Consider the following 20,377-nt stretch of genomic DNA (forward strand, 5'->3'; position numbering starts at 1 on the left):
ACCATGATACGCACCGAACATTTTCTCGAAGACGCCGAGGCCTGGCTGCGCACCGCGCTGGCCCAGCTGCGCGAGCAGTATCCGGTCACCGCCTCGCACACCCAGGAATGCCGCCAGGCCTGGAACCGCATGCTGTGCGAGGCCGACCTCATTGCGCTTACCTGGCCACGCGAGTACGGCGGGCGCGAACTCAGCACCGCCACGCTGATCGCCTTCCATGAACTGTGCGCGCGCCTGCATGCGCCGCAGCCCATCAACAGCATCGCGCACGCCATCCTCGCGCCCACTTTGCTGCGCTTCGGTACGCCCGCGCAAAAAACGCAATTCCTGCCCGGCATCCGCGACGGCAGCGAGATCTGGTGCCAGGGCTACTCCGAGCCCCAGACCGGTTCCGATCTCTCTTCGGTGCGCACACGCGCCAAGCCGGATGCCGCCGGCTGGCGCGTCAGCGGCCGCAAGATCTGGACCACCCAGGCGCATCTGGCCAAGTGGTGCTTCGCGCTGGTGCGTACCGATCCCGACAGCCAGGCCCACCGCGGCCTGAGCTTCATGCTCATCGACATGCAGGCCGAAGGCGTGCGGGTCGAGCCCATACGTCAGATGACGGGCGAGGCCGACTACAACGAAGTGCTGTTCGACGCGACGCCGGTGCCGGAAGGACGCATCCTGGGAGAGTGCGGCGAAGGCTGGCGCATCGCCATGGCCGCCGCCGAGTACGAGCGCGGCATCTACTTCATGCCGCGCGTCGTCCAGCTGGAAGACGAACTGCGGCAACTGACCGAGGCGCTGGCGCAGACCGCGCTGGTCGCGGACGAACGCGCCGTACAGGCACGGCGCGTGCGCGACCTGGCGGACCTGTGCCAGGTCATACGCTGGCGCGTGGACCGCGTTCTGCGCCAGGTCGCCGCGGGCGATACGCCCGGCATCGACGGCGCCATGCTCAAGCTGCTGTGGAGCGAAACCCGTCAGCGCATCTGGGAACAGCGCCTGGAACTGCTGGACGAAGCCGCCATCCTCGGCCCGCAGGCGGCGGCGCCCCATGCCGCCACGGCCTGCGTGCTGCGCGAATTCCTGTGGTCGCGCGCCGAGACCATCGTGGCCGGCACCTCGGAAATCCAACGCAATATCGTGGGCGAACGCCTGCTCGGCCTGCCCAAGGACAGGGGACAACATGCATAGCGAAATCAGGACACTGCTGTCCTCCACTTTCGGCCGCCTGCTGGAACAGCAGCATCCCGCCGCCTACGCCCGCCGCGCCCTGCCCGCGGACGACGCCGCCCAGCGCGCCCTGTGGAAGGAACTGGCCGAAGGCGGCTGGCTGGAAGCCGGATCGGAAGCCTTCCAGGCCGAGTACGGTCCAGGCACACAGCTGATGGGCGAATGGGCCGGACGCGCGCTGCTCACCCTTCCGTATGGCGCGTCGGCGTTCCTGGCCAGCGCGCTGCTGGAGCAAACGCCCGCCCTGTCGGAAGTCGTGCTGGACCTGGCGGCGCATCCTGCCAGTGTCCGCTGCGACCGAGCCGGCGACGAACAGGGCTGGATCGACGCCTATGGACTTACGGCCCAATACCTGCGTCTGAGCCGTCAGGACGATGGCTGGCTGCTTGCGCGCTACGACCCGGCGATGCTCGAATCCGTGCAGGGCCTGGATCCCACCGTGGCGCTGGCCCGCCTGCGCGGACCTGCGGTCGCGCAAGCCGAACTGCCTTCGGCGCAGGCCTTGTCCGCGCTGCAGAACCATGTGGCCTTCCTGCTGGCGCAGCTGGTCGGCACCGCCAGCGCCTCGCTGGACGTGGCCATCGCCTACGCCAAGGAACGCGAACAATTCGGCCGGCCCATCGGGCAATTCCAGGCTATCAAGCACGCCCTGGTTGACGCCTGGACCGGGTTGGACAACAGCCGCTACGCCGTGGAGGCCTTGCTGGCCGAGCGTGGTTCGGCCGATGCCGGGCTTGCCGCATTGGCCGCTCGTCTGGCAGCGAGCGCGGCGCGGCGCGCGGTGAAGCTCTCCATCCAGGTGCATGGCGGCATAGGCTTCTCCTGGGAGCACGACGCCCAGCTTTACCTGAAGCGCGCCTACCGCCTGGCGGTCGAGGTCGAACGGCTGGCCGCGCTGATGCGGGACTAGCGTCCCCGTCATGCGCCGGGCGGACGGGACGCCGAGGATGGGCGGTTGGATATGGGGCCGTTAACTATGAGACCGTTAACATAGCGGCTTGCCGCCGCCGCTTCCCCTGCGGGTCCCGGCCCGGCGCCCCGCCCCGATCCTCCAGCCCGATCCTCCAGCCCGATGCACCACGTTCCGCGCCCGCGCCGCACGCCCGGCCCCCTGACTTCCTTTTACTGGAGCGGCGATGCCATGCGCAGCCGCAGCGTCAGCGGCACGGTGCTGGCCGCCACGCTGGACGTGCCCGCGCCGCCCGCGCGGCTGCAGTCGGACTGGGAGCGCGAGATGGCCACGCGCCTGTGCCTGGAACCCGGGGACGTCGAGCAGATGCCGCTGGCCCGCACGCAGGCGCGCTGGCCCGAGTACGGGCTATGCCTGCAAGCCATGCGCGACTGGACGCAAGAGCTAGGACTGCCCGGCGTGCTGGCCAACGCCGACATCGCCCTGATGGCTTGCCGCGGCGCCCGCTATCACCATGACGGCGAGCAATATGGCGGCGCCGCCTTCTGCAATCTGTTCCTGAGCGAAGACCGGGGCCTGGACGTGCATTTTCCGGCCACCGGCCTGCGCATTCCGCTCGTGCGCGGCACCGCCATGATCTTCGATACCTGCCAGCCGCATGCCGTCATCCCGCGCGGCGTCACGGGTTTTCGCGAGGCCGACTTCGCGGCCGGCCTGGAACTGGCGCAATTGTTCCTGACCTGGGAACTGCCGATCGAGGACTCTCGCGTCGCAAGCGCGCTCGACATCGCCTTCGATGTCGATCCGGCTACCGCCGCGCGGCTGGATGAGGAACAAGTGCGGATGGATGGCGCTCGGGCGGCGATCGATCCGGAATGCGGGCGCTGGCTGGCTGAGGGCTGAAGCGGCAACGCGGCCCGCCGGGGATCAAGACCCCGGCAGCGCCGCGCCCATGGCGGCAAACAAACCGCCGCACACCTTGTTGAAACGCCGGCCGGCGCGCTCCAGCCAGGGGCGCACGCGATGCGCCAGGCGCGCCAGCACGTACTCGACCAGGAACTCCACCACCACGAAGGTGCCGGCCATGATCGCGAACTGCGTGTACAGGCTGCGGGCAGGATCGATGAACTGCGGCAGGAAGGCGCCGTAGAACAGCAGGGCCTTGGGATTGGAGATCGCCGACAGCAGGCCCTGGCTGAACATGCGCATGCCGCGTATGCGGGGCATGTCCGGGGCAGGCTGCAACTGCACGCCCGGCGCGCGCCAGAGTTGGATGCCGAGCCAGATCAGGTAGGCCCCGCCCGCCCACTTCAAGACGGTCAGTGCGGGACCCCAGGCCTTGAGCAAGGCGCTGATGCCCAGCATCGACAAGGCGATGAGCGCGACAAAGCCCACTGCGCCGCCCGCGATGGTGCACAACGCCTTGCGGTGCCCATGCAACGCGCCATGCGTGAGCGCAAGCAGCGTGTTCGGTCCGGGAGTTATCGAGAGCCCAATGACCGCGACCAGGTAGATGAGCCAGCTATGCAGCGCCATGGCGGAGTGCGTGAAAAATAAGAAGCAGCCAGTCTAGACCGCCGTGACAGAGCTGCGCAAATGCGGCCGGAATGAAAGGCGGGGCCGCATGCGCGCGGCGCCCGTCTTGCGTGCCGCCCGATGCGGCGGCCTACGGCTCAGCGACGGAAGCCTCCGCCGTGGAATCCGCCGAAGCCGCCGCCCCAGCCGCCCCGGCCACCCCCGCCACGGCCCTGCCAGCCGCCGCCTTCCGCGCCGCCCATGCCGCGGTCGCGCCAACCGCCGCCCTGCATTCCGCGATCCTGCCAGCCGCCGCCCTCCGCGCCGCCCATGCGGTCGTCGGAATAGTCGCGCGCCTGGCGCTGGCCGTTCAGGTAATTGCCGCCGGATTGCGCGCTGGGCTGCACCGGTTGCCAGCCCGAACTCGTGTGCTGTTGCCAGCCGTTGTCGTTGTGCTCGTAGACATTGCCGTTGTGGTCCGCGTACACATTGCCGTTGTTCCACGCCATGCCGCTATTCGTGTTGCGGTCGTACGTGGCGCCGCGCCGATCCACGCTGCTGACGCCGTCGCCCGCCGTGCCGGTCGCCGTGGCGGAAGAGATGGTGCTGCGGCCGGTGTTCGTGTTGGTGCGCACGTCCTGGCGGCCGGCAGCCCATTGGCCGTCGTCGTTGGCGACCACGCCCGCGCGCCCGGCGCCCGATGCCCCCGTTGTCGGGTTGGTGTAGGCATCGCGCCGCCCGGCAGCCGCATTGCCGGTGTACTCGTTGTAGGCCGCGCCGCGCGTGCCTTCGAACGCTGCGCCGGTCTGCGGGTTGTAGCCCTCGGCGTGGGTGCCTTGCCATTCGGTGCCGGTCCAGCCGTTCCAGCCGGCCGCGTGCGTGACCACGCCGGAGCCGCCCCAAGCGCCATAGACGTCGACCTGGTTGACGTTGACGCCGCCCCAATAAGGCGCCCCCCAATAAGGCCCCCAATAAGGCGCGGCGCCCCCCCAGGTCTCGCCCGCGACGAAGCCAAAGGCAAAACCGGTCGCGGTGGCGAAAGCCGCGTCGTAGCCATAGCTGGGCGGATAGCCGACCCAGGTGTCCTGCACGATGACCGGCGGATACGCGTAGCCCGTGCCGTACACCACGGTGCCGTCAGGACTGGCCACCACGCCCATGTAGCCTGGCGTGTAGCCGAACACCACGCTCTGCGGGGTGGAGCCGTACACCTGCACGTAGGTGACGTAGTGCAGCGGCGAGCTGACGGGTATGGCGTAGATGATCGCCGGCACATGGTCGGCCACGCGCCACGGGCCAAGGGGCGAATCCGCCACGAACCAGACCGCACGCGACAAGGCGTAGTAGCGGCCTTCGGCCTGTATCACCGGCACCTGCGAGTTGGCGGCGTAATACAGCGCCGTCCCCTCGATGGGTCGCAGCGTCGGGGAGCCGCCGGCATACTCCACCTGCAGTTTCGCCGCGCTGCGCGACACCGTGGCGGTCTGCGGAATGGTCGAGGCGATCAGCGCCTCCTTGGCTTGCGGCGTGCCCGGCACCGATGCCAGCACGCCCGACTGCGGATCCTTGGACGGAATCCGGGCGAAATCGCGCGGCAGCTGCTTGCCCGGCACGTAGGACCAGGGACCGTCCAGGCTGGCGCCGCGGAACCAGCGGCCGGACACCAGCACGTAGTAGCGGTTGTCGCCCGGATTCATGAACAGGGCGTGATCGGCATTGGCCACCGACAGCAGCGAAGTCCCTGGCACCGGCCGCATTTCAGGCTGGCCGACGGTCACCAGCAACTCGGCCGGCGCGGTGGACACCGCGATGGCGGGCGCCCGGTGCGGGGCCTTGCCGCCATGCGGCAGCATCGGGTCCGGTTCGGTCTTGCGGCGCGCCGCGTCGGCGGCGGCGAGCAGGGCGGCGGGCGGCTGCGGCAGATCCGTCCACGGCCCGGTGGCGTTGCCCGCTTCGTACCAATGGCCGGCGGCCTGCAGGAAATAACGGCCCGCGTTGTTCGCCAGCATGAGCGCGCGCGTGTTGACCACCCGGCGCCAGCCTGCCGCGTCGGGCACTTCCGCCAAAACGGGTTCGCCGTCGATCAGCACCAGCACGGTCGGCACCGTGCGGTAGATGATGCGCGGCGGCGCGTTGTCCACCGGGACGGTTTTCGTGGCGGGGTTGTTCTGGGACAGCGTATAGCTCAGTTGCAGTGCATCAAGCCGCGTGACCACGCCCTTGGCGGGCAGGCGCGCTTCAAGCTGGCTGCGCAGCTTGGCGGCGGCTTCCGGCGAGGTGGGCACCTGCACGCGTTCGATCCGGATGTCCGACAGATGCACCAGGCCCGCCGGCTTGTTGACCTCGGCACGGGCGGAAAAGTCTGCCACGCCGTAGGTGGGATTGCCCTTGGCGGCGCCGACCGCCACCGCCATGCGGCCCGTAATACGGTCGGCAGTCCAGGTGTCGATCTGCGGCTGATAGAGCTCCACCCGCGTGCCGTCGGCGGCCTCGAAACTGCGCGGCCATTGCAGCGAACGCGCGGCCTCTTCCTGGGCATCGGATTGGGCGGGCGCGGTTTGCGCCGGGGTCTGTCCCTGGGCTTGCGCCGCGCCGGTCGGCGTCAGGCCCGCGCCGGCAGCCATGCCGGCCACGGCTAGAGCGAGAGCGAGGCGAGACAGGCGCCCGGGCGGGCTCGCGGGCGCTGACGACGTTGCCGGGAAAACATGCATGCGCCACAGTCGGGTCAGGCTACACATCTCGCGCTCCTCGTTGAGGGCCGCGACCGCCATTCCGGCCTTCGGCCACTCTGATTTCCCGCAGCGCCGCCGCTACGGGCCAAGCCTCGGCCGGCCTCTCTGCAAGGCGTCCTGCAAGGGCCGGCTTCTGAATAAGCAACAGAACGTTAACACCGCTGAAAAGCTATTGCCCGCTTTTATCAGACCTTCTATAAAACATCTCACCAGGGCTGCTACTTTTGCCCGATAGCCTTTCCGCTGCAATCCAACTAGAAGCGCGGCGCAACGCCCGCCAAACGCCCGCGCGCTACGGCGTGTCGCGCCCCCGCCCGGCTCTCTGTCCGCGGCGCTTCGGCCGTCCCGCGAAGACTCTCCTGCTGCAAGTTCACGCCATCAAGTCGCCGTGGAAAGGAGCAGTTCATGGTCCCTGCCCTGACGCATCCCGGGGTGTATGTCCAGGAAATTCCCGCAGGCGTGCGCACCATTGCCGGCGCGCCGACCTCGGTTGCCGCTTTCCTGGGGGCGGCCATGCGCGGACCGCTCAACCAGCCGGTCCACATCCAGGACTTCGCCGACTACGAACGCGAGTTCGGTGGACTGGCCGAAGGCTGCGAACTCGGCTACGCGGTGCTTCAGTTCTTCCTGAACGGCGGGGCCAGAGCCTGGGTCGTGCGCGTGGCGCAACCCGCGCGGAACGATCCGCTGGACGCGCATGCCGCTTTCATCAGCCAGCGCGCGCAGCGCCGGGGCCTCTACGCGCTGGACGATGTCGATTCCTTCAACCTGCTATGCCTGCCCGGCATCACGCACAGCATCGTGCTGGCCGATGCCGTGTCCTACTGCAAAGAGCGGCACGCCTTCATGATCATCGATGCGCCGCCCGCGGCGGCCGACGCGGCTTCCATGGCGGCCGCGGTCATGGGCGCGGCGCTGCCCAGATCCGATCATGCCGCGCTGTATTTCCCCTGGACCCGGGCGGCCGACCCGCTGAAGAACGGCCTGCCGCGCCTGACCGCGCCTTGCGGCACGATCGCGGGCCTGTATGCGCGCACCGACGGCGACCGCGGCGTCTGGAAAGCGCCAGCCGGCATCGACGCGGGCCTCGCTGGCGTCCTGTCGCTGGCCGCCGCAGTGAGCGACGACGAGAGCCGCAACCTGAATACCCTGGGCGTCAATTGCCTACGCACCTTTGCCGGACGCGGCGCGGTCTGCTGGGGCGCGCGGACCCTTCAAGGCACGGACCATTTCGCCTCGGAATACAAGTACGTGCCGGTGCGCCGCCTGGCGCTCCACCTGGAACAATCGCTCTTGCGCGGCACGCAGTGGGCCGCGTTCGAGTCCAACGACGAGCCGCTCTGGGCGCAGATCAGGATGAACGTCAGCGCCTTCATGAATGCGCTGTTCCGCCAGGGCGCCTTCCAGGGCGGCACGCCGCGCGATGCCTATCTGGTCAAGTGCGATGGCGAAACCACCACGCAACAGGACAGGGATCGCGGCGTGGTCAACATCCTGGTGGGATTCGCTCCGCTCAAGCCGGCCGAATTCGTGGTCATCCGGGTCCAGCAACGAGCCGGACAAATGGAAGGAAATCCACCATGAACCCGCTCGCGGAACCGCGCATCCTCGCGTTTTGGGACACCGGCACCCAGCACAGCCCGCAGGCGCAGGCGCTCGAGGCTGCCGGGGAACTGGCGCGCGAGACGGGACTGGCTCTGCATCGCATCGACCTGTCCAGGATCGTCAGCAAATACATCGCCGAAACCGAGGAAAACCTGAACCGCCTGTTCGAGTCGGTCGAGCAGCGCGGCGCGGTCCTGTTCTTCGACGAAGCCGACGCCCTCTTCGGCAAGCGCACGAACGTCAAGGACAGCCATGACCGCTACGCCAATATCGAGGTCAGCTACCTGCTGCAACCCATGCAGTCGTACCGCGGCCTGGCGTCGCGGGCCGCCAGCATGAAGTCCAACCTGGACAGCGCATTCCTGAGGCGGCTGCGCCTTGTGGTCCAGTTTCCGGCCGCCGCGCCGGATCAGCGCGCGCGCCGCTGGAGCCGCGCGTTCCCTACCGCCGACACCGGCGCCGAAGTCACCATGGCGCGCCTGCTGCAAGCCGTCCGCGCCGACCCAAGCCCACACGCCCGGCCCCTGCCTGGCCTCAAGACGAGAGAACATCCATGAAACCCGTGATCAACGAATACGTACGCGAACTCAGCCACCCTGGTTACGACGCGGCCCAACGCAATGCCTTCGTCGCCGCCATGGTGAGCAAGCGGCTGATGCGGCGCACGGAGCAACAGCGCAAGGCGGACGAAACAGCCCCCGCGCTGGCCAGCTCGCTGAACGGCAGCGCCGACGCGCGCGCCGACAACGACCAGACTTGAGCGCCGCGCCGCTGCAGGATGGCGCTGCGTCCGGTGCGGGCGCGGCGCATGCAGGAAAACCGGGCCGGCCGCCACGGTATCATCAGGCCTGTTGCGCCGGCTTGCCGCGTCCCAGCGGCAAGCCGGCCATCCCACTCCCGCCCACATTCTGCATGACGCGATGACCCCATATATCTCGGCCGGCATTCTGCTTCTAGGCGCTCTCGCCGCCATCGCTTACCGCCGCAAGCGGCAACGCGCGATGGACACCGCCGGCCGGCGCCTGGGCAGCGACCTGGTCGCGGGCGGCGCGCTCTACGGCGTGGCCGCGCCGCCCATTGGCGGCGCAGCCGTCATCATCGCGCTGACGGCCGCGACCCGGGATCCCGAGAACCTGCTCATGCTGGTCTATGCCCTGCCCTGGTTCTACATCTTTGGCTTCGTGCCCGCCCTGCTGTGCGGCATCGTGGCCGGCGCGTTGCGGCCGGCGCATCCGTCCTGGCGCGCCTATGCCGCAATGGGGCTGGTCGGCGCCGTCTACGGCTTCGTTTTTCTGGTGGGCTTTATCTCCCAGGGCAGGCCATGGCAGGAAGAACTCGGCTTCCCCTTGACCATCGGCGCGGCGCCCGGCGCGCTCAGCGCATTCCTGTGCGCGCGCCTGCTGTACGGCAAGCCCGGCCGCCGCGGCGAGCCGGGCGAAAAAGCGCCGCAGGCGGCCTGAAGGCGCCGCTGCCTGGCCGCCAGCCCTAAGCCTTGCGCCCGCTGGCGCGCCCTGGCGGCTCGGCGTGCAGATCGCGCGCGGCGCCGCCGCCAAACGCCGTCAGCGCGCGAGGCGTGGGCGGTGACGTGGAAATCTGCCGGGCGGTTTCCAGCATCATCGGGACAAAGCGCGACACCGCGCGCTTGACCGTCCACTTGGCCGCCGACACGGACAACTGCAGGCCCGCCACCACGCGCTGGTTCAGGTCGTAGACCGGCACCGCCAGCGCCAGATCCCCGCGGTAGTACTCCTCTTTGCAGCAGGCATAACCCTGCTCGCGCGACAAGCGGATCTGCGCCATCAGCTCGTCCAGGTCGGTCAGCGTGTTGGCCGTGTACTTCACGCGCTCGCTGGCCTCCAGGGCCTCGAGAGCCTGCTCGTCGCTCATGCCGGCGAGGTACACGCGCCCGGTCGAGGAACAGTACATGGGGATACGCCGGCCCACGGGCATGTGCACCAATAGCCGCAAAGGGCTGGGAAAGCGGCCGATATAGATCATGTCCTGCCCGGCCGGCTCCGCCAGGTTCACGGTTTCTCCGGCATTGCGATTGAGTTCCAGCAGGAAGGGATTGGCGCGGTCCAGCAGCGGATGCGATTCCAGGTAGCGGCAACCTGCGTCCAGCGTGCGCGACGACAGTGAATAACGCTTGCTGACAGGGTCCTTGTTGAGCAACCCCAGCGCTTCCAGCGTGAACGCGAAACGCTGCGCGGCGCTGCGGGTGATGCCCGCCGCCGCGGCAATGTCCGGCAGGCTCATGGAGGTGTGTTCGGCGTCAAACGCATCGAGCACGGCGATGCCGGTGGCCAGCGATTGGACGTACAGCGTGGAGGATTCCGGATTCATGGCTGGGCTGGGCGGCGCGGGCCGCCAGTCTATTAGTGTTCGATAGGCAGAGATTGCATTCCAATTCAAATGAATGCAAGAAAAAGCCACAGTTCTTTTGACATATTCTACCTTTACCGCAGCAGGTAATCCCGGGAAAACCCTTAAATAAAAAGCGCTTAGCCGAAACCGGAGTTGATTGACAGGCTTTCCTTGGCCAGATTATAAAATCTACATGCGATATATGCTTATCGCTATTCGATACGATAATGCGCACCTGACAAGGACGAAATCGGACGTCCGATACACCGTGCAGGCGCGCGATTCCAGCTTCCAAGGGGATTCCGATGCTGCACAAAGTGTTGAAAACGTTGTTGGCGACGGCGCTGTGCGCCGCCGCGCTGTCGGGCGCGCACGCCCAGACCGTCAAGGTAGGCGCCACGCCCACCGCGGTGCCGTTCAACTTCCTGGACCCGAAGACCAATACCCTGCAAGGCGTGATGATCGACATCGCCCACGCCGTGGGCAAGCAAGCCGGCTTTACGGCGGAAGTGATGCCGATTCCGTTCGCCTCGCTGGTGCCTGCCCTGCAGACCAATAAGATCGACATCATCGCCTCGGCCTTCGCCAAGACGCCACAGCGCGCCGAAGTGGTGGATTTCACGCAGCTGGTGGTGGAGTACGGCGAGGCCCTGATCGTGCCGGAGAAGGACAAGACCGACTACAAGAGCATCGCCGACCTGAAGGGCAAGACCGTCGGCGTGCAGATCGGCACGCTCTATGTCGAGCCGCTCAAGGCCGCGCCCGGCCTCAAGGAAATCAAGATGTACGAAACCATGTCCGACCTGGTGCGCGACGTGGCGCTGGGACGCCTGGACGCGGCCTTCGGCGACGGGCCGGTGATCTCCTACCAGGTACGCACCCAGGGCGTGCGCAACGTGCGCTACGTCGACAGCTATCAGCCGGCCATGCCCACCAACATCGCACTGGCCGTGCGTAAGGGCGACGCCGAACGCGTCAAGCAGCTCAATGCGGCCATCGATGCGCTGCGCCAGGACGGCACCCTCGCCGCCATCATGAAGAAGTGGGGCGTCACGCCCTGATCCCGAGCGCCGCGGCCCGATCCGCCGCGGCGCGCCGCCTAACAGGTATCCAAGATGTTCCAGTCATTTTTCAGTGACGCCGCGGAGTTCTTCCCGGTGCTGATGCAGGGGGTGCTGACGACCATCGCCATCACTGCGGCGGCGCTGGTCATCGCCACGGCGCTCGGTCTGTTCTGGGCCCTGCTGCGGGTCAGCGGCGTGGCGCCGCTGTCGCACGCCAGCCGCATCCTCACCAACATCATCCGCGGCGTTCCCATCATCGTCGTGCTCTTCTACATGTACTTCGTGCTGCCGGAGATCGGCATCAGCCTGACCGCCTTCCAGGCCGGCGCGCTGGGCCTGGGCATCGCGTACTCCTCGTATATGTCGGAGGTGTTCCGCTCGGGTATCGACGCGGTCGATCCCGGCCAGTTCGAGGCAGCCCAGTCGCTGGGCATGTCGCGCGCCAAGCTGATGCGCCGCGTGGTGCTGCCGCAGGCCTTCAAGGTCGCGCTGCCGCCATATGGCAACAACGTGGTCATGATGCTCAAGGACTCCTCGCAGACGGCCGTCATCACGGTGGTCGAGCTGTCCATGCAGAGCAAGCTGATCGCATCCTCCACCTTCAAGAGCGCCACCATCTTCACGCTGGTCGCCCTCATGTACCTGGCCATGAGCCTGCCCATGATGTACTTCATCGGCAAACTTGAACGCCGACTGGGGCGCCGCCAATGATCAAGATCGAAAACCTCAGCAAGTCGTTCGGCGCCCACCGCGTGCTGGAAGGCATCGACGCCGAAATCCAGCAAGGCGAAGTGGTCTGCCTGATCGGGCCGTCGGGCTCCGGCAAGTCCACGCTCCTGCGCTGCATCAACGGCCTGGAGCGCTACGACGGCGGCCGCATCACGATCGACGGCGTCACCGTGGACGCGCGCCGCAAGGACATCCAGAACATCCGCCAGCGCGTGGCCATGGTGTTCCAGCGCTTCAACCTGTTCCCGCACCGCACCGCGCTGGAGAATGTCATCGAAGGCCCGGTGCACGTCAAGGGCGAGAGCATCGAGTCCGCCACCGCGCGCGGCCGCGAGATCCTGGCGTCGGTCGGCCTGGCCGAAAAGATGAGCCACTATCCGCAACAGCTCTCCGGCGGCCAGCAGCAGCGCGTGGCCATTGCCCGCGCGCTGGCGATGGAGCCCGAGGCCATCCTGTTCGACGAGCCGACCTCGGCGCTGGATCCTGAGCTTGTGGGCGAAGTGCTGTCCGTGATGCGCACGCTGGCCGAAAAGGGCATGACCATGGTCATCGTCACGCACGAAATGGACTTCGCGCGCAACGTCTCCGACCGCGTTCTGTTCCTGGAAAACGGCCGCATCGCCGAACAAGGCCCCTCGCGCGAAGTGCTGACCAATCCCCGCAACGAACGCATGCGCGATTTCCTCAAGCGCGTCACCCACGCCCAGTAGCTCCGGCACCATGAACAACGATCTTTTTTCGCCCGCAGCCACGCTGTGGGCAGCGACCGCGCCTGCGCGCGCCGCCTCGCCGGCGCTGGCCGGTCCGCTGCACGTCGACGCCGCCGTGGTCGGCGGCGGCTTCACCGGCCTGTCGGCCGCCTTGCATCTGGCCGAGGCCGGCTTCAAGGTGGCGCTGTTCGAGTCCCACGAAGTGGCCCACCGCGCCTCCGGACGCAACGGCGGGCAGGTGGTGCCGGGCTTCAAGCCTGGCCCGGCCGCGCTGATCCGCCGCTTCGGCGCGGACACGGCGGCGCGCATGATGCGCTTTGCCTACGGCAACGCCGACTATCTTTTCGAACTGGCCGAACGCCTGCGCATCGATTGTTCTCCCACCCGCAACGGCTGGATCCAGGGCGCGTTCTCGGCGGCATCGGGCAGCTATCTCAAAAGCCGCGCGCGGGAATTGAACGCGCATGGCGGCGAGGTCGAATACCTGGACGCCGATGCGATGCGCGCGGCCACCGGATCCTCTTTCTGGCCCGCGGGCCTGCGCGAGAAGCGCGCGGGCGCGGTACAGCCGCTGGCCTTTGCGCGCGGGCTGGCACGCGCGGCGCAGGACGCCGGCGCGGCGGTGCACGACCACTCGCCAGTGTCCGCCATCGCGCCCAAGCCTGACGGCGGCGCGACGCTGAGCGTCAACGGCTTTGCCGTCCACGCGCGCCATGTGGTGCTGGCGACCGATGCCTACACCGACCGCCTATGGCCGGCCGTCGCGCAGTCGTATGTCAACGTATCCAGCGCACAGATCGCCACCGATCCCCTGCCGCAAGCGCTGCAGGAGCAGTTGCTGCCGCTGCGCGCCGGCATCTCCGAGACGCGCAAGATCACCTACTACTGCCGCATCGACCCCGAGGGGCGCTTCGTCATCGGCGGCCGCGGGCACTCGTCCGAGCGTCTGGATCCGTCCACCGGCGAGCAGCTGCGCCGCGCCGCGGTCGCGCGTTTCCCGCAGCTGGCCGACGCCGCCTGGCGCCACGGCTGGGCCTGCCGCGTAGGCATGACCATGGACGACCTGCCGCGCGTGCATCGCCTGGCGCCAGGCGTCTGGACCGCTTACGGTTACTGCGGACGCGGCGTGGCCATGGGCACCGCGCTGGGGCGCGTGCTGACCGACGCCATCCGCGGCGTGCCGGCGGACGAACTCGACTTTCCCGTCACGCCCATCGGACGCATGCCCTTCTACCCGGCGCGGCAATTCGGCGCCTCGCTGGCCATCAACTGGTATCGCCTGCGCGACGCGCTGGGCTATCCCGCCTGACCCTTGCCCCTGGCGCTTTCACTTTGCCATGACGACACAAACGCAATTTCCGGCCACGGTGGACGTGGCCATCATCGGCGGCGGCATCATAGGCGTGAGCACGGCGCTCGCGCTGGCGCGCGCGGGCGTGCGCTGCGCGCTGTTCGAGAAGGGCGCGCTGGCCTGCGAGCAATCCTCTCGCAACTGGGGCTGGGTGCGTACCTTGGGCCGCGACCTGCCCGAAGTGCCGCTGGCGCTGCGCGCCAACCAGCTCTGGCGCGACATCCAGGCCCAGGTCGAAGTCGGCTACCGCCGCAACGGCCTGGTCTACCTGCAGGAAAACGACACTGACGCCGCCGAGCACGAAAGCTGGCTGAGCAAGGCCCGCGGCTATGGCGTAGAGGCCGACATGCTGGGCCGCGACGCGGCGCTGCGCCTGCTGCCCAGTTCCGGCCGCGCGTGGACGGGCGCGCTCTACAGCGCCGCCGACGGCGTGGCAGAGCCACAGATCGCGACCCATGGCGTGGCGGCGCTGGCGCGCCAGGCCGGCGCGCTGATATACGAAAACTGCGCCGTGCGCGGCCTGGAGACCAGCGCCGGCCGCGTCGACACGGTCATCACCGAACGCGGCACGCTGCGCGCGCAGGCGGTGCTGGTGGCCGCCGGCGGCTGGTCGCGCCTGTTCTGCGGCAATCTGGGCGTGGACTTCCCGCAGTTGAAGGTGCGCGGTTCGGTGCTGCGCACCGAGCCCTTCGACGCTGGCGTTTCGTTGGCCATCAATGGCAAGGACTTCACCTGCCGCAAGCGCGCCGACGGCGGCTATACCGTCTCGCAATTCTCGGCCTCGCTGGCCGAGCTGGTGCCCGACAGCTTCCGCCTGATGAGCAAGTTCCTGCGCGCCTGGATCGCCAATAATTCCCTGGTCCGGATCCGCTTCAGCAAGCGCTTCTTCGAAGAGCTGGCGACGCCGCGCCGCTTTCCGGCCGACCGCGAGACGCCTTACGAGCGCTGCCGCGTGCTCGACCCCGCGCCTTACAAACGCGGCATAGACCAGGCCTGGGAACGCCTGCTGCGCGCCTTCCCGGTGTTCCAGCAGGCGCGCATCGCGCATTCCTGGGGCGGGTACATTGACGTGACGCCGGACGCCATGCCGGTCATCGCCCCCATCGCCCAGGCGCCCGGACTCTATCTGGCCTCAGGCTTCTCCGGCCATGGCTTCGGCATCGGCCCGGCGGTGGGCGAAACCATGGCCGCCCTGATCCAGGGCAAGGAAACGCCGGTAGATATACGGCCGTTCCGCTTGGAGCGCTACGCCTAGCCTCCGGCCATCGCGCTGGCGGGCACCTATGCAATAACGCTAATGGCGCCCTCAGCTTTTTTCATTGGGCACTCATAAGCCCCTTCCCCATAATCGCCTGGATGCCATCTCGGCAGGCCGCCACCCGGCGGCGCCTATCCAACGAATCCATGGGGAATGCATATGTTGCGTACCAAGCTGGCCCGCTGCCTGCGCGCAGCCGGGCTTGCCTGCGGCCTGCTGGCGGCCTGCACCGCCGCGGCGGCCGCCTATCCGGACAAGCCGCTGAAGCTCGTCGTGCCGCAAGCGGCGGGCGGCGGCACAGATGTCATCGGCCGCCTTTGGGCCGACTACATGTCGCGGCATCTCAATGTGCCGGTGGTGGTCGAGAACCGCCCGGGCGCCAACGGCATCCTGGCCTCCAGCCATGTCGCCAAGCAACCCGCCGACGGCTACACCGTTCTGATCAGCGGCATCTCGTACCTGGCGTTCAACCCCTACATGTACAAGAACCTGCCCTACGACCCGGGCAAGGACTTCGACGGCGTCAGCCTGCTGGTCAACACGCCCTTCCTGCTCGTCGCCAATCCGCAGACCGGCATACGTTCATTCAAGGACCTGGTCGAAAAAGCCAAGGCCGCCCCCGAGAGCCTTAACTTCGCTTCGGCGGGCAAAGGCAACTCCACGCATCTGGTCGTGGAAATGCTCGAACAGCGCCTGGGGTTGCGCCTGACCCACGTGCCCTACAACGGCGCCGCCGCGGGGCTGACCAGCGTCATGGCCAACCAGACGCAGCTCATGGCGGACGTGCTGAATACCGCCGCCGTGCAGGCCAAGGCGGGCAAGGTCGTGCCGCTTGCGGTGGTGGGTTCGCGGCGCGCGGCCAGCGTGCCGGACGTGCCCACGCTGGCCGAGTTGGGCATCGCCGATTTCCCGCTGCCGGGCTGGTATGCCCTGGTCGCCCCCAAGGGCACGCCTTCGGCCGCCATCGACCGCCTCAATGCCGAAACCCGGCGCTTCTTCGAAGACCCGGCCGTCAAGACGCGCTTGCAGGAGCTCCAACTCGAACCCCTGCCGTCCACGCCGCAGGCGGTCGCGGAATCGGTCGCGCGCGACAGCGCGGCCTGGGGACCGCTGATACGCCAGCTCGGCCTGAACAACGACTGACCGCAACCCTGAAAGGAAAGACATGCCCAAGCTCAGCAATGCCGTCCGGCGCTATCGCCACGAAAAAATGACGGCACTGATGGACGACCTGGCCGCCGATGCCATCGTGTTCACCTCGGCGGATTTCTTCCAGTTCGCCACCAACTTCCACACCGACGTCCTGCCCTGGGAACGCCCCATCTTCGCGGTGGTGCCGCGCAATGGCGCACCCTTCCTGGTGATGAACGAACTGTCGACGCATCACATGCGCTTCTCGCAAGAGCAAGGCAAGGTCTGGATCACCGACATCACCTACTACGCGGAACACCCGCGCGTCACCGACCGCCTGCCCTTGATAACCCAGCTGCCGGAAGTGCTGGCGGAACGCCTGCGGCAGGCCGGGCTGGCGCGTTCGCGCATCGCGGTCGAAGGCGGTAGCCCCGTGCTGGCGCAGCTGGGCCGCCTATTGCCCGATCTGACGCTGCGCGCGGCCACGGCGGAATGCCGTTCGCTGCGCTGGCAGAAGCACGAGGAAGAGATTGCCGTGATGGCGGCGGCCGCGTCGATCTCCGACTGGATACAGGACCGGTACCGCGAGAACATCCGTCCCGGCAGGCTGGTCCAGGAACTGGATTTCGCCATGGCCTCGCTGTTCGTGCAGGAAGCCGCCGAACGCTTTCCGGGCGAGCAATTCGAAGTCATCCGCTGCTGGACGCTGAGCGGCCCGGCGTCCGCCTCGCCGCATGGCGACGGCGCCTCCTGCGGCGCGCGGATCAAGGAAGGCGACGTGCTGGTCAACATCGTCATCCCGCGCCTGAACGGGCTGACCATCGAGAATGAGCGCACCTGGTTTTGCGGCGCGCCCTCCGCGGAGCAAACCCGGCTCTGGTCCGCGGCCAAGGCCGCCAACGAAGCGGCCATCGCCGCGGCCCGCACCGGCAACCCGGTGTGCATGATGGACGCGGCCGCGCAGGCCGAAATCGAAAAGGCCGGCTACGCCAACTTCATCCGCCATCGCACCGGGCATGCCGTCGGCATCATCCACCACGAATACCCGGAAGACATGGCCTTCTGCCAGCGTCCGCTGCTGGCCAACGAGGTGTATTCCGCGGAGCCTGGCATCTACGCCTATGGCATAGGCGGATTCCGCCTGGACGACACGGTGGTGGTGGGCGATACGCCGCGCGTGCTGACCGGCACGCCCAAGACGCTGGAATACGCCACCGTCAGGTAGGCTGGCCGGCCCCGGGCGCTTCCTGCGCGAGATCCTGCGCCTCGTCGCGCAGGATCTCGCGCAACCAGGGCAGCACGATGCTGGGCGAATCCGCGGCCCACAGCATGCCTATGGGGCCGAACTCCAGACAAGTCGGCGCCTGCACGATGCTGATGAGGTTCAGCCTTTCGTACATGTGGGCCACGGAGCTGGCCAGCGTCGCGACGTACTCCCTGTCCTGCAGCAGCGATAGCAGGGCCACCAGCGAACTGGTTTCCACCGCGGGCTTGGGCGGCGTCAGACCCGCGTCCACCAGCGCCTGGTCCAGCCTGACGCGCGACAGCACGCCCGGCGGCGGCAGGATCCAGGGATAGCCCTGCGTGTCCGCCCACTGCGGCGCAGCCATGCCGGCCAGCGGATGTCCGCGCCGCGCCACCAGGCTGAAGCTGTCCGTCATCAGCCACTGTGCGCACAAGCCGGAGCGGCTGGCGCGCAGATCCAGAGGCCCGATGATGAGATCGATCTCGTGGCGCGCCACCCGTTCGATCAGCGGATCCAGCAGGCCTTCGACCAGTTCGATCTGCACGTCCGGCGCGCGCTGGTGCAGCGTGGCGATGGCGCGCGGCAACAGCACTGGCGCGGCCGACAGGATGGTACCGATGTGCAGGCGGCCGGCGACGCCGGCCTTGACCGCCTCGATCTCCTCGCCCGTGCGCGCGGTGTCGCCCAGCACGCGGCAGGCGTAGCGCCACAACGAGCGCCCCGCTTCGGTCAACGCCAGCGTCCTGCCGCGCGCGAACAGCGGCGTGCCCACCATGTCTTCCATATCGCTCAGCCAGTGCGACAGCGCGGGCTGCGTCATGTGCATGGCCTTGGCCGCGGCCGTGACGGTTCCGGCCTTTTCCAGGGCGATCAGGACTTCCAGGTGGCGCAGCTTCAGGCGCCGCGTCCAGAGCAATTCGGAGAGGGGGGCAATCATGCGGAAATGGTAATGGATATCTCAGGTTTATTCATTGGCCGTCTATGGGCTTCATGCCCAAAATGGGCACCTCCCGAATCGCCCCAGATGGCCCCATGACCGCAGTCTCCATTTCCTCCGAATCGTCCCTGCAAGCCGTGGCCTGCGGCCTGGCGCTGGACGGCCAGCCCGGCGCCGGCCTGCGCGCGCTGGGCCAGGCGTTGCAGCAGCGCATCGGCTACCGCCTGTTCACCGTGCTGGTGCTGGACTGGGAGGCGGGCCTGAACCGTCGCTACTACTCCAGCCAGCCCGCGGCCTATCCCGCCGGCGGCAGCAAGCCCATGCGCCACGACAGCGAGTTCTTCGCCACCGTGGTGCAGCAAGGCGAGGCCCGCCTGTGCATGGATCGCGGCGACTGCGAACGGGCCTTTCCCGACCATGAACTGATCGCCTCGCTGGGCTGCGCCAGCGCCGTCAACGTGCCGGTGCGCTGGAACGGGCGGACGCTGGGCTCATTGAATCTGCTGCACCAGGCCGGCTGGTACCGGCGCGACATGCTCGCGGAACTGGGCTGGTATGCGGCGCTGGCCATACCCGTAGTACAGGACATCATCCGAACCTCCCAAAACCACAAGGGGAAATCATGAAGCGCCTACGCAGCCATATCGCCGCCCTGCTGTTGTGCCTGGGCCCCGCCGCCGCCCAGGCGGCGCCGGACGCCTACCCGGCCAAGCCGATCACCATCGTCTATCCCTACGCGCCCGGCTCCGCTTCCGACACGCTGACGCGCCTGATCGCGGAGTCGCTGCAAAAGCAGCTGGGCCAGCCCGTCATCGTCGAAAGCCGGCCGGGCGCCGGCGGTTCGATCGCCACCGAGCACGTGGTGCGCGCGGCGCCCGACGGCTATACGCTGCTGCTGTCGGCCAGCGGCACCATCGCCGTCAATCCGCACATCTACAAGCTGCGCTACCAGCCGGTGAACGACCTGGCGCATATCTCCATCGCGGTGGAAGTGCCCTTCGTCTTCGTGGTCAACAAGGATTTCCCCGCGCAGGACTACGCCGCCTTCCAGGCGCTGGCGCGGCAAAAGCCCGCTGGCCTGACCTCGGCCAACGCCGGTCTGGGCACGCAGGCCCACCTGACGCAGGCCGCCTTCGCCAAGCAGGCTGGCCTGAACCTGAACATCGTCGCGTACAAGGGCGCCGCGCCCGCCGTCAACGACCTGATGGGCGGCCACATCGATTCGATGATGGACAACGCGGCCTCGCAAATTCCCTACGTCAGCGCGGGCAAGACCACGGCCCTGTTCGTCACCAGCGACTATCGATTCGACGGCTATCCCAAAGTCCCCACGGCCAAGGAGCTGGGCATTACCGGCCTGGTGCCGGCGGGCTGGTTCGGATTGGCCGCGCCCAAGGGCACGCCCGATGCCGTGATCGAAAAGCTGCACGGCGCTCTGGTCGCCGGACTGAGAGGCGCGGACACCGAACGCAAGCTCAAGGATCTGGGCTGGGTCATCGTCGCCAATACGCCGCAACAGGCCAGGGAACGCGCGCAGGCGGATTTCACCCGCCTGGGAGAGGTCGCGCGGGACATCGAGCTCAAGGTGCAGTGACATCCCTGGGGCT

At 67.9% G+C, this 20,377-nt stretch carries 20 protein-coding genes; 16 read left to right on the forward strand and 4 right to left on the reverse strand.

Going from position 1 to position 20,377, the window contains the following annotated elements; genetic code table 11:
* The first annotated feature begins 3 nt into the window (after positions 1 to 3).
* The 3 genes from ACZ5YA_RS16195 to ACZ5YA_RS16205 all read left to right on the forward strand — a co-directional run bounded on the left by ACZ5YA_RS16195 (position 4) and on the right by ACZ5YA_RS16205 (position 3,031).
* Positions 4 to 1,179, forward strand: coding sequence for an acyl-CoA dehydrogenase family protein (locus ACZ5YA_RS16195; RefSeq protein WP_251879390.1), 1,176 nt, complete (start codon positions 4 to 6; stop codon positions 1,177 to 1,179).
* Positions 1,172 to 2,128 carry an acyl-CoA dehydrogenase family protein gene (locus ACZ5YA_RS16200; protein WP_251879388.1) on the forward strand — a complete coding sequence of 319 codons (957 nt, stop codon included), beginning with the start codon at positions 1,172 to 1,174 and terminating at the stop codon, positions 2,126 to 2,128. Before ACZ5YA_RS16195 ends, ACZ5YA_RS16200 begins: the two co-directional genes overlap by 8 nt.
* Positions 2,129 to 2,290: 162 nt before the next feature.
* Positions 2,291 to 3,031, forward strand: coding sequence for a hypothetical protein (locus ACZ5YA_RS16205; protein ID WP_464092771.1), 741 nt, complete (start codon positions 2,291 to 2,293; stop codon positions 3,029 to 3,031).
* Between the two features lie 24 nt (positions 3,032 to 3,055).
* Here ACZ5YA_RS16205 and ACZ5YA_RS16210 read toward each other — a convergent pair whose 3' ends face one another.
* Together ACZ5YA_RS16210 and ACZ5YA_RS16215 are read right to left on the reverse strand one after the other, a co-directional pair.
* The gene (locus tag ACZ5YA_RS16210) at positions 3,056 to 3,664 is read right to left on the reverse strand and encodes a LysE family translocator (RefSeq protein WP_054451758.1); all 609 of its coding nucleotides are present in this window, start codon (positions 3,662 to 3,664) and stop codon (positions 3,056 to 3,058) included.
* Positions 3,665 to 3,801: 137 nt separating this feature from the next.
* On the reverse strand, positions 3,802 to 6,267 hold the full coding sequence (locus ACZ5YA_RS16215; RefSeq protein WP_251879384.1) for a carbohydrate-binding family V/XII: 2,466 nt from the start codon (positions 6,265 to 6,267) through the stop codon (positions 3,802 to 3,804).
* 513 nt (positions 6,268 to 6,780) lie between these two features.
* Between ACZ5YA_RS16215 and ACZ5YA_RS16220 the strand changes: the two genes are divergently transcribed.
* From ACZ5YA_RS16220 to ACZ5YA_RS16235, 4 genes are all read left to right on the forward strand, one after another.
* A complete protein-coding gene (locus ACZ5YA_RS16220) occupies positions 6,781 to 7,959 on the forward strand; it encodes a phage tail sheath family protein (protein WP_464092772.1) in 1,179 nt (392 codons plus the stop codon).
* On the forward strand, positions 7,956 to 8,537 hold the full coding sequence (locus ACZ5YA_RS16225) for an ATP-binding protein (protein ID WP_251879380.1): 582 nt from the start codon (positions 7,956 to 7,958) through the stop codon (positions 8,535 to 8,537). The genes ACZ5YA_RS16220 and ACZ5YA_RS16225 overlap by 4 nt, the downstream gene beginning before the upstream one ends.
* On the forward strand, positions 8,534 to 8,740 hold the full coding sequence (locus tag ACZ5YA_RS16230) for an LSm family protein (protein ID WP_251879378.1): 207 nt from the start codon (positions 8,534 to 8,536) through the stop codon (positions 8,738 to 8,740). Before ACZ5YA_RS16225 ends, ACZ5YA_RS16230 begins: the two co-directional genes overlap by 4 nt.
* A gap of 160 nt (positions 8,741 to 8,900) precedes the next feature.
* Positions 8,901 to 9,440 (forward strand): hypothetical protein, encoded by a 540-nt coding sequence (locus ACZ5YA_RS16235; RefSeq protein ID WP_118931280.1) that lies wholly within the window; start codon positions 8,901 to 8,903, stop codon positions 9,438 to 9,440.
* 25 nt (positions 9,441 to 9,465) lie between these two features.
* Here ACZ5YA_RS16235 and ACZ5YA_RS16240 read toward each other — a convergent pair whose 3' ends face one another.
* A complete protein-coding gene (locus ACZ5YA_RS16240) occupies positions 9,466 to 10,323 on the reverse strand; it encodes an IclR family transcriptional regulator (RefSeq protein WP_059378680.1) in 858 nt (285 codons plus the stop codon).
* A gap of 326 nt (positions 10,324 to 10,649) precedes the next feature.
* Here ACZ5YA_RS16240 and ACZ5YA_RS16245 point away from each other — a divergent pair, with 326 nt between their 5' ends.
* The 7 genes from ACZ5YA_RS16245 to ACZ5YA_RS16275 all read left to right on the forward strand — a co-directional run bounded on the left by ACZ5YA_RS16245 (position 10,650) and on the right by ACZ5YA_RS16275 (position 17,812).
* Positions 10,650 to 11,405 (forward strand): substrate-binding periplasmic protein, encoded by a 756-nt coding sequence (locus ACZ5YA_RS16245; protein WP_280014613.1) that lies wholly within the window; start codon positions 10,650 to 10,652, stop codon positions 11,403 to 11,405.
* A 54-nt stretch (positions 11,406 to 11,459) separates the two neighbouring features.
* On the forward strand, positions 11,460 to 12,119 hold the full coding sequence (locus ACZ5YA_RS16250; RefSeq protein WP_054451769.1) for an amino acid ABC transporter permease: 660 nt from the start codon (positions 11,460 to 11,462) through the stop codon (positions 12,117 to 12,119).
* Complete coding sequence (locus ACZ5YA_RS16255; protein WP_118931281.1) at positions 12,116 to 12,847, forward strand: amino acid ABC transporter ATP-binding protein; 732 nt, start codon at positions 12,116 to 12,118, stop codon at positions 12,845 to 12,847. The genes ACZ5YA_RS16250 and ACZ5YA_RS16255 overlap by 4 nt, the downstream gene beginning before the upstream one ends.
* A 10-nt stretch (positions 12,848 to 12,857) precedes the next feature.
* Positions 12,858 to 14,156, forward strand: coding sequence for an NAD(P)/FAD-dependent oxidoreductase (locus ACZ5YA_RS16260; protein ID WP_059378676.1), 1,299 nt, complete (start codon positions 12,858 to 12,860; stop codon positions 14,154 to 14,156).
* Positions 14,157 to 14,184: 28 nt separating this feature from the next.
* Positions 14,185 to 15,453, forward strand: a complete 1,269-nt coding sequence (locus ACZ5YA_RS16265) for an NAD(P)/FAD-dependent oxidoreductase (RefSeq protein WP_306635699.1) — start codon at positions 14,185 to 14,187, stop codon at positions 15,451 to 15,453.
* 162 nt (positions 15,454 to 15,615) lie between these two features.
* Complete coding sequence (locus ACZ5YA_RS16270) at positions 15,616 to 16,599, forward strand: Bug family tripartite tricarboxylate transporter substrate binding protein (protein WP_464092773.1); 984 nt, start codon at positions 15,616 to 15,618, stop codon at positions 16,597 to 16,599.
* 22 nt (positions 16,600 to 16,621) lie between these two features.
* On the forward strand, positions 16,622 to 17,812 hold the full coding sequence (locus tag ACZ5YA_RS16275) for a M24 family metallopeptidase (RefSeq protein WP_464092774.1): 1,191 nt from the start codon (positions 16,622 to 16,624) through the stop codon (positions 17,810 to 17,812).
* Here ACZ5YA_RS16275 and ACZ5YA_RS16280 read toward each other — a convergent pair.
* Positions 17,805 to 18,770: a LysR family transcriptional regulator gene (locus ACZ5YA_RS16280; protein ID WP_059378672.1), complete on the reverse strand. Its 966-nt coding sequence runs from the start codon at positions 18,768 to 18,770 to the stop codon at positions 17,805 to 17,807. The genes ACZ5YA_RS16275 and ACZ5YA_RS16280 overlap by 8 nt on opposite strands.
* 95 nt (positions 18,771 to 18,865) lie before the next feature.
* Here ACZ5YA_RS16280 and ACZ5YA_RS16285 point away from each other — a divergent pair, with 95 nt between their 5' ends.
* On the forward strand, positions 18,866 to 19,396 hold the full coding sequence (locus ACZ5YA_RS16285; protein WP_059378853.1) for a GAF domain-containing protein: 531 nt from the start codon (positions 18,866 to 18,868) through the stop codon (positions 19,394 to 19,396).
* A complete protein-coding gene (locus ACZ5YA_RS16290) occupies positions 19,393 to 20,364 on the forward strand; it encodes a Bug family tripartite tricarboxylate transporter substrate binding protein (RefSeq protein WP_251879370.1) in 972 nt (323 codons plus the stop codon). The genes ACZ5YA_RS16285 and ACZ5YA_RS16290 overlap by 4 nt, the downstream gene beginning before the upstream one ends.
* Positions 20,365 to 20,377: the final 13 nt, after the last annotated feature.

The organism is Achromobacter sp. JCM 18799 (assembly GCF_055395645.1).

Bases quoted from the DNA above. Each gene is read 5' to 3' on its own strand.
- ACZ5YA_RS16230 (WP_251879378.1), top strand. From the start codon at position 8,534: ATGAAACCCGTGATCAACGAATACGTACGCGAACTCAGCCACCCTGGT.
- ACZ5YA_RS16265 (WP_306635699.1), top strand. From the start codon at position 14,185: ATGACGACACAAACGCAATTTCCGGCCACGGTGGACGTGGCCATCATC.
- ACZ5YA_RS16240 (WP_059378680.1), bottom strand. From the start codon at position 10,323: ATGAATCCGGAATCCTCCACGCTGTACGTCCAATCGCTGGCCACCGGC.
- ACZ5YA_RS16235 (WP_118931280.1), top strand. From the start codon at position 8,901: ATGACCCCATATATCTCGGCCGGCATTCTGCTTCTAGGCGCTCTCGCC.
- ACZ5YA_RS16285 (WP_059378853.1), top strand. From the start codon at position 18,866: ATGACCGCAGTCTCCATTTCCTCCGAATCGTCCCTGCAAGCCGTGGCC.
- ACZ5YA_RS16200 (WP_251879388.1), top strand. From the start codon at position 1,172: ATGCATAGCGAAATCAGGACACTGCTGTCCTCCACTTTCGGCCGCCTG.
- ACZ5YA_RS16225 (WP_251879380.1), top strand. From the start codon at position 7,956: ATGAACCCGCTCGCGGAACCGCGCATCCTCGCGTTTTGGGACACCGGC.
- ACZ5YA_RS16270 (WP_464092773.1), top strand. From the start codon at position 15,616: ATGTTGCGTACCAAGCTGGCCCGCTGCCTGCGCGCAGCCGGGCTTGCC.
- ACZ5YA_RS16275 (WP_464092774.1), top strand. From the start codon at position 16,622: ATGCCCAAGCTCAGCAATGCCGTCCGGCGCTATCGCCACGAAAAAATG.
- ACZ5YA_RS16245 (WP_280014613.1), top strand. From the start codon at position 10,650: ATGCTGCACAAAGTGTTGAAAACGTTGTTGGCGACGGCGCTGTGCGCC.
- ACZ5YA_RS16210 (WP_054451758.1), bottom strand. From the start codon at position 3,664: ATGGCGCTGCATAGCTGGCTCATCTACCTGGTCGCGGTCATTGGGCTC.
- ACZ5YA_RS16205 (WP_464092771.1), top strand. From the start codon at position 2,291: ATGCACCACGTTCCGCGCCCGCGCCGCACGCCCGGCCCCCTGACTTCC.
- ACZ5YA_RS16250 (WP_054451769.1), top strand. From the start codon at position 11,460: ATGTTCCAGTCATTTTTCAGTGACGCCGCGGAGTTCTTCCCGGTGCTG.
- ACZ5YA_RS16215 (WP_251879384.1), bottom strand. From the start codon at position 6,267: ATGGCTGCCGGCGCGGGCCTGACGCCGACCGGCGCGGCGCAAGCCCAG.
- ACZ5YA_RS16290 (WP_251879370.1), top strand. From the start codon at position 19,393: ATGAAGCGCCTACGCAGCCATATCGCCGCCCTGCTGTTGTGCCTGGGC.
- ACZ5YA_RS16220 (WP_464092772.1), top strand. From the start codon at position 6,781: ATGGTCCCTGCCCTGACGCATCCCGGGGTGTATGTCCAGGAAATTCCC.
- ACZ5YA_RS16195 (WP_251879390.1), top strand. From the start codon at position 4: ATGATACGCACCGAACATTTTCTCGAAGACGCCGAGGCCTGGCTGCGC.
- ACZ5YA_RS16255 (WP_118931281.1), top strand. From the start codon at position 12,116: ATGATCAAGATCGAAAACCTCAGCAAGTCGTTCGGCGCCCACCGCGTG.
- ACZ5YA_RS16260 (WP_059378676.1), top strand. From the start codon at position 12,858: ATGAACAACGATCTTTTTTCGCCCGCAGCCACGCTGTGGGCAGCGACC.
- ACZ5YA_RS16280 (WP_059378672.1), bottom strand. From the start codon at position 18,770: ATGATTGCCCCCCTCTCCGAATTGCTCTGGACGCGGCGCCTGAAGCTG.